The 5,604-nt window shown below is 47.6% G+C and carries 4 protein-coding genes and 1 pseudogene; all 5 read left to right on the top strand.

Annotated features, from left to right (window positions below):
• A pseudogene (locus tag HWQ67_RS11990) lies at positions 1-557 on the top strand (hypothetical protein); the annotation flags it as partial.
• Between the two features lie 52 nt (positions 558-609).
• A complete protein-coding gene (locus HWQ67_RS11985; protein ID WP_218252926.1) occupies positions 610-1,938 on the top strand; it encodes a TRAFs-binding domain-containing protein in 1,329 nt (442 codons plus the stop codon).
• A gap of 124 nt (positions 1,939-2,062) precedes the next feature.
• The gene (locus HWQ67_RS11980) at positions 2,063-2,551 is read left to right on the top strand and encodes a dTDP-4-dehydrorhamnose 3,5-epimerase family protein (RefSeq protein ID WP_218252925.1); all 489 of its coding nucleotides are present in this window, start codon (positions 2,063-2,065) and stop codon (positions 2,549-2,551) included.
• Between the two features lie 69 nt (positions 2,552-2,620).
• A complete protein-coding gene (locus HWQ67_RS11975; protein WP_218252924.1) occupies positions 2,621-4,033 on the top strand; it encodes a mannose-1-phosphate guanylyltransferase/mannose-6-phosphate isomerase in 1,413 nt (470 codons plus the stop codon).
• A gap of 310 nt (positions 4,034-4,343) precedes the next feature.
• Positions 4,344-5,591 carry a hypothetical protein gene (locus tag HWQ67_RS11970; protein ID WP_218252923.1) on the top strand — a complete coding sequence of 416 codons (1,248 nt, stop codon included), beginning with the start codon at positions 4,344-4,346 and terminating at the stop codon, positions 5,589-5,591.
• Positions 5,592-5,604: the final 13 nt, after the last annotated feature.

The following is a 5,604-nucleotide window of genomic DNA, read 5'->3' as shown; positions in this document are numbered from 1 at the left end:
GGCAGGAGAGAAAGGATATAGTATTAAAAAATGTATATAGCAATATGACAGAATTAATATCAGAAGCAAAAGATAAAACCATATATAAATCTTTAGCTGTGTTTAAACCTACAGAGATTCTTGATTTCACTTGGGAGGAAGTAGCCAGGAAGTGGGATTCAGAGAGACTGGCAAATTTAGAGTCACAAAGAAGACAATTAAAGTTATTTGAGAAATCTGAAAACCTCTTGAAAGTGTTTCCGAAGCTACCTTATAAGTTTTCATATAAGTTTCTTGATAATTCAGGGAAAGAGAGTACACTAATGATAGAAGATTGGGAAACCGGACAACTCTATTTGCGCTATCTAAAAATACATAAAAAAAACGAGGCATTGGCTTGTGCTGAGGTGAAGAAACAATATTTTGATAATTTTGCAAAGACAAAAGACCTATACTTTTTTATGGGAACCACAAGGGAACATCATTTAATATCCAAAAATCCTTTTATTATTATAGGAGTCTTTTATCCTCCGTTGCCCAATCACAGTCCTCAACCGGAACAGTTGAAGCTATTTTAGATATAATGAGTAAATATGTTTTAGTGTAAAAAGATAATATGGAGGTTACGCAATGAATCGTCCACTGTGTTTTGTTCTGATGCCGTTTGGCAAAAAGCCAACTGCCTTGGACATGTTAATCGACTTTGATGCCGTCTACAACGATATGATATCTGCGGCGATCAAGGAGGCCGGTATGGAGCCGCTTCGTGCTGATGAGGAGAAAGCTGGTGGCATTATTCATAAGGCAATGTATGAGCGTTTAATTCTCTGTGAGTATGCAGTAGCTGACCTTACAACAGCCAATGCCAATGTTTTTTATGAATTGGGAGTGAGACATGCCGTGCGCCCTTGGAGTACGGTACTGATATACGCCGAGGCTGGTGGTCAACTACCTTTTGATGTTAAACCGCTTAGGGCGATACCGTATAAACTTAATGACAAAGGGATACTGATTAATGCAGAAGACACAAAAACCAAGATAACCAAACGTCTTGTTGCAGCAAAAAATCCACAAACAGATAGTCCAATATATCAGCTTGTACAAGGTTATCCTGACGTTGACCACACAAAGACGGACGTTTGCAGGGAACTGGTAGTTTATTCTACGAAGATGAAAGAGCGCCTTCGCATTGCGAGAGAGCAGGGTTTGGATGCACTGCGTCGTATAGAAGAGGAACTTTTTCCGATACAAGAAGCGGAGTCCGGGGTTGTGATAGACCTGTTTCTTTCATATCGTGGGATTAAAGCTTGGGATGCAATGATAGCTCTTGTTGACAATATGTTTCCGGCGCTTGCCGCAACGGTAATGATCAGGGAGCAGCACGCACTTGCATTAAATCGTGTCGGCAGATGGCAGGAGGCTGAACGTAAACTGCTTGAATTGATAGACGAACGTGGTCCAAGCAGTGAGACCTATGGAATCTTGGGGCGTGTCTACAAGGATCGTTGGGAGGAATTGTTAAAATCCGGAGATGGTGGGTTTGCTAACGAGTATCTTGACAAGGCAATTAATGCCTATGTTAAGGGTTTTGAGGCCGACTGGCGTGATACCTACCCGGGGATCAACGCCGTCACTTTGATGGAACTCAAGACCCCACCAGAGCTGGAACGTAACAAGCTGATACCTGTTGTCACGTATTCGGCACAGAGACGTCTGGCGGGGGGTAAACCAGATTATTGGGACTATGCAACCATTCTTGAACTACAGGTCTTGGCAAAGGATGAGGAGCAGGCAACGAAAACACTCTACAAGGCCCTGGCAGTGGTGCGGGAGAAGTTTGAGCCTGAGACAACTCAACGAAATCTACGCCTCATAAGAGAGGCAAGACATAAGCGTGGTGAGGTACTGTTGTGGGATGAGAAGATTGAAGAGGAGCTATCGAAAAGAGCCGGCAGATAACGGTCTCTAAGAATTAAGGGTATCCTCTATGAAATAAGAAAGTACCTTTTTGTGAGGAAACAGGTGTTGTTTTGTATAGACTCTATATGAGGCAATTGGGCACCTTGACAACGGCGATGTGGCAATGATATCATTAGCATATATGCAAGTGCAGTTTAAGACGGGAGAAATAGACGGGGTAATAGTAAGAGAGCTTCGGTACTTCCAGGACAAGCGAGGGTGGCTTGCGGAGTTGTTCAGGGAGGATGAGTTGCCGGAGGGATTTAACCCGCAGATGGCTTATGTCTCAATGACGCAACCGGCTCAGGTGAGGGGACCTCATGAGCACGTTGAGCAAACGGATTACTTTTGCTTCTTAGGCGACTTTGCACTGTACCTGTGGGATAGCAGACCTGCCGGCAGGACGTATGGAACCAGGTTGGTTATCAGGGATGCACGCAACAAGATCGTCATAGTCCCTCCCGGTATAGTACATGCCTACAAGAATGTCTCCGGTGAACCGGGGCTTGTGATAAATCTGCCCGATAGACTCTATGCCGGTTGGCAGAGGGCCAGGGAGGTAGATGAGATCAGACACGAAGACGTGCCCGATTCTCCTTATGTCATTGATTAAGCGCCTGGGACGGAATAACTGAATATTAGTGGGCTGGGGGGCGGTTGTGCGTATGCATGAGGTGTTGGATTGAAGGCCCTGCTGTTAGCGGGTGGTAGTGGGACACGGCTTTGGCCTCTGAGCAGGAGTGGATTCCCAAAGCAGTTTTTAAAGTTAAGCGGTGATGATTCTCTTCTGCAACAAACCATACGCAGGCTTATGCTCGTTGTCTCTGCCGATGACATTGTCATACTGACCAACCAACAATACAAGTTTCACGTAAAATCGGATATAAGTTCCATGGGGCACGACATAGTACAGCGGGTGCATATAGTGCTCGAACCCGCACTAAGAAACACGGCTGCTGCCATAGCCCTTGGTATCAAGTACTGTCAGGATGTGCTTGGGTGCGGACCGGATGAAACGGTCTTTGTGTGTCCTTCAGACCACATAATAAGACCCGATGACAGGTTTGCTGATTATCTGAAACAGGCCACAGAAATAACGGCGGCAGGATACATCGTGACATTTGGGGTGAAACCAACCAAACCGGAGACAGGCTATGGGTATATACAGAGGGGTAGCAGGCTGAAGCACTCCCTCAAGGGGGTTGAAGGATATGAGGTTGAAAGATTCACCGAAAAACCCGATGAACAGACAGCGCAGACATACATAGAGGACGGTAAACACTTTTGGAATGCAGGGATATTTGCCTTTAATATAGAGGTTATGCTGGAAGAGTTCAACAAGCACATTCCGGCGATATCGCAGATGCTCGGCAAGGGGTACAGGGAGATGCTGGCATCATTTGCCGATATGCCCAACAAATCTATAGACTATGCGGTTATGGAGCGATCAGAGAGGATTGCCACACTTGCCCTGGACATCTACTGGAACGACGTAGGTTCGTGGGACTCCCTGTTTGAGATCATCGAGCGGGATGCCGACGGTAATGTCAAAAAGGGTGACGTCTTTACCTTTGACACAAAAGATACCATGATACTTGGAGATAACCGGTTGACCGTAACCATAGGGATAGAAAACTGCATGGTGCTGGAGACCGATGACGTGGTGCTGATTTCCAAGCGTGGACACGCCCAGAAGGTCAAGGATGTCGTTACCGAGCTAAGAAAAGCAGGACGTCATGAGGTCAACGAACACGTCACTACATACAGACCCTGGGGCAGTTACACAATCCTGGAGAGCGGGGAACGTTACAAGATAAAGCGTCTGATGGTCAATCCCAAGGCCTGCATAAGTCTCCAGATGCATCATCACAGGTCAGAGCACTGGGTGGTGGTCAATGGCACCGCCAAGGTCATCGTGGGGGAGAGGGAGGTATTCGTACATGTAAACGAATCGGCCTTTGTGCCAAAGTCAACAAAACATAGACTCGAAAATCCCGGCATTATCCCCCTGGAGGTAATAGAGGTACAAAACGGCGAGTATCTCGAAGAAGACGATATCATCCGCTTTGAGGACATATACGACAGGCAGGAGTAAATAACCGGGCAATGTGATATCCAACCTTCGTAAGCAGACCATAAAAAAATTCTCTTGACATTCTTCCGATTAATTTTATACGATTTTATAGCGCGTTTCGATTGTGTGCAATACAAGAAAGAAAGGGGCGGCTCCGCTTCTTGGCGCTCCAGGTCGCACCTGGCCCCCTTCAGACCCCCCCGCAAGGGGACCAGTCCCCTTGACCCCGTAAAAATGCCGCATATTCTGTATTTAATCCAATCGAAATTTGCTATAAGGGGGTGTTTTGTACTCCTTTAATATCTCAAAAAGCAGGAGGGGAAGTGCTACAATGAAAGCAAGAATAGTTTTGTGGTTGGTAATACTTGTTGTTTTACCGATGACGGCGCTGGCGGATGAGGCTTATAAACCTGATCAGGTGTGGCCGTTTTTATCAGGACGCTGGTACATGAGCTTTCCTATCGGGATTGCCACCGATGGCAGCGGCAACGCCTATGTGGCTGATACATACAATCACCGCATCTTAAAGTATACCTCAAGCGGGCAACTGATAACCACATGGGGTAGCTATGGCAGCAGGGACAGACAGTTCAACCTGCCTCGCTCCATAGTTGTGGATAACGCCGGCAATATCTACATCGTAGACAGCGGCAACAACCGTATCCAGAAGTTCAACTCCGACGGTCAATTTCTTACCAAGTGGGGCAGTCATGGCACAGACGATGGGAAATTTGATTGGCCGCGCGGCATCACAGTTGACGGCAATGGCGATGTCTATGTTGCCGATGCCAATAACAACCGTATCCAGAAGTTTAACTCTGCCGGTCAGTTTCTTGCCAAGTGGGGCACTAAGGGTAGTAAAGACGGAGAGTTAAGCAGCCCCGCCTCTCTGGTTGCTGACAGCGGTGGCAATATCTATGTCGCAGACACCGGCAATCACCTCCTACAGAAGTTCAACGGTAGCGGTCAGTTCCTTGCCAAATGGGGCGGGAAAGGTAACGCCGATGGCCAGTTCGTTGAACCAGGCGCCCTGGTTGTTGACGGCAAAAATAACGTCTACGTGGCGGACACCGGCAACAACCGCCTACAGAAGTTCAACGCAGCCGGTCAGTTTCTCTCTGGGTGGGGCAGCTTTGGTAACGGGGACGGACAGTTTAATACGCCTGTTGGCATCGCCATTGATGCCGGCGGCAACGTCTATGTGGCCGACAGCGGTAACAATCGCCTACAGAAGTTCAACTCCGCCGGTGTGTTTACGGCCAGGTGGGGCAGTTCGGGTAGCGGCGATGGCCAGTTTGACTCACCGGGCGGTGTGGCAATAGATGGCAGCGGCAACATTTATGTGGCCGATACGAACAATCACCGCCTACAGAAGTTCAACGGCAGCGGGGTGTTTATGGCGAAATGGGGCAGCAAGGGTACCGGTGATGGTCAGCTCAATGCCCCATTTGGGATATCCGCAGATAAGGGCGGGTATGTCTATCTTGGGTTTTGGGCGAGTAGGCACACACGGAGAGATGTGCATAGTATTCATGCGGGGTTGCAGACAAAAAGAGGTAAAAAAGTTCAAAACTCGTAGATATATTCACCCC

Origin of the sequence: Candidatus Magnetobacterium casense (genome assembly GCF_019173545.1) — a bacterium.
Classification (GTDB): domain Bacteria; phylum Nitrospirota; class Thermodesulfovibrionia; order Thermodesulfovibrionales; family Magnetobacteriaceae; genus Magnetobacterium; species Magnetobacterium cryptolimnobacter.
Note: the sequence above shows the minus strand (reverse complement) of the source record. Positions and strands in the feature narration are given on the sequence as shown.

Excerpts from the sequence above, each read along its gene's own strand:
- HWQ67_RS11985 (WP_218252926.1), top strand. The coding sequence starts at position 610 with ATGAATCGTCCACTGTGTTTTGTTCTGATGCCGTTTGGCAAAAAGCCA.
- HWQ67_RS11980 (WP_218252925.1), top strand. The coding sequence starts at position 2,063 with ATGATATCATTAGCATATATGCAAGTGCAGTTTAAGACGGGAGAAATA.
- HWQ67_RS11970 (WP_218252923.1), top strand. The coding sequence starts at position 4,344 with ATGAAAGCAAGAATAGTTTTGTGGTTGGTAATACTTGTTGTTTTACCG.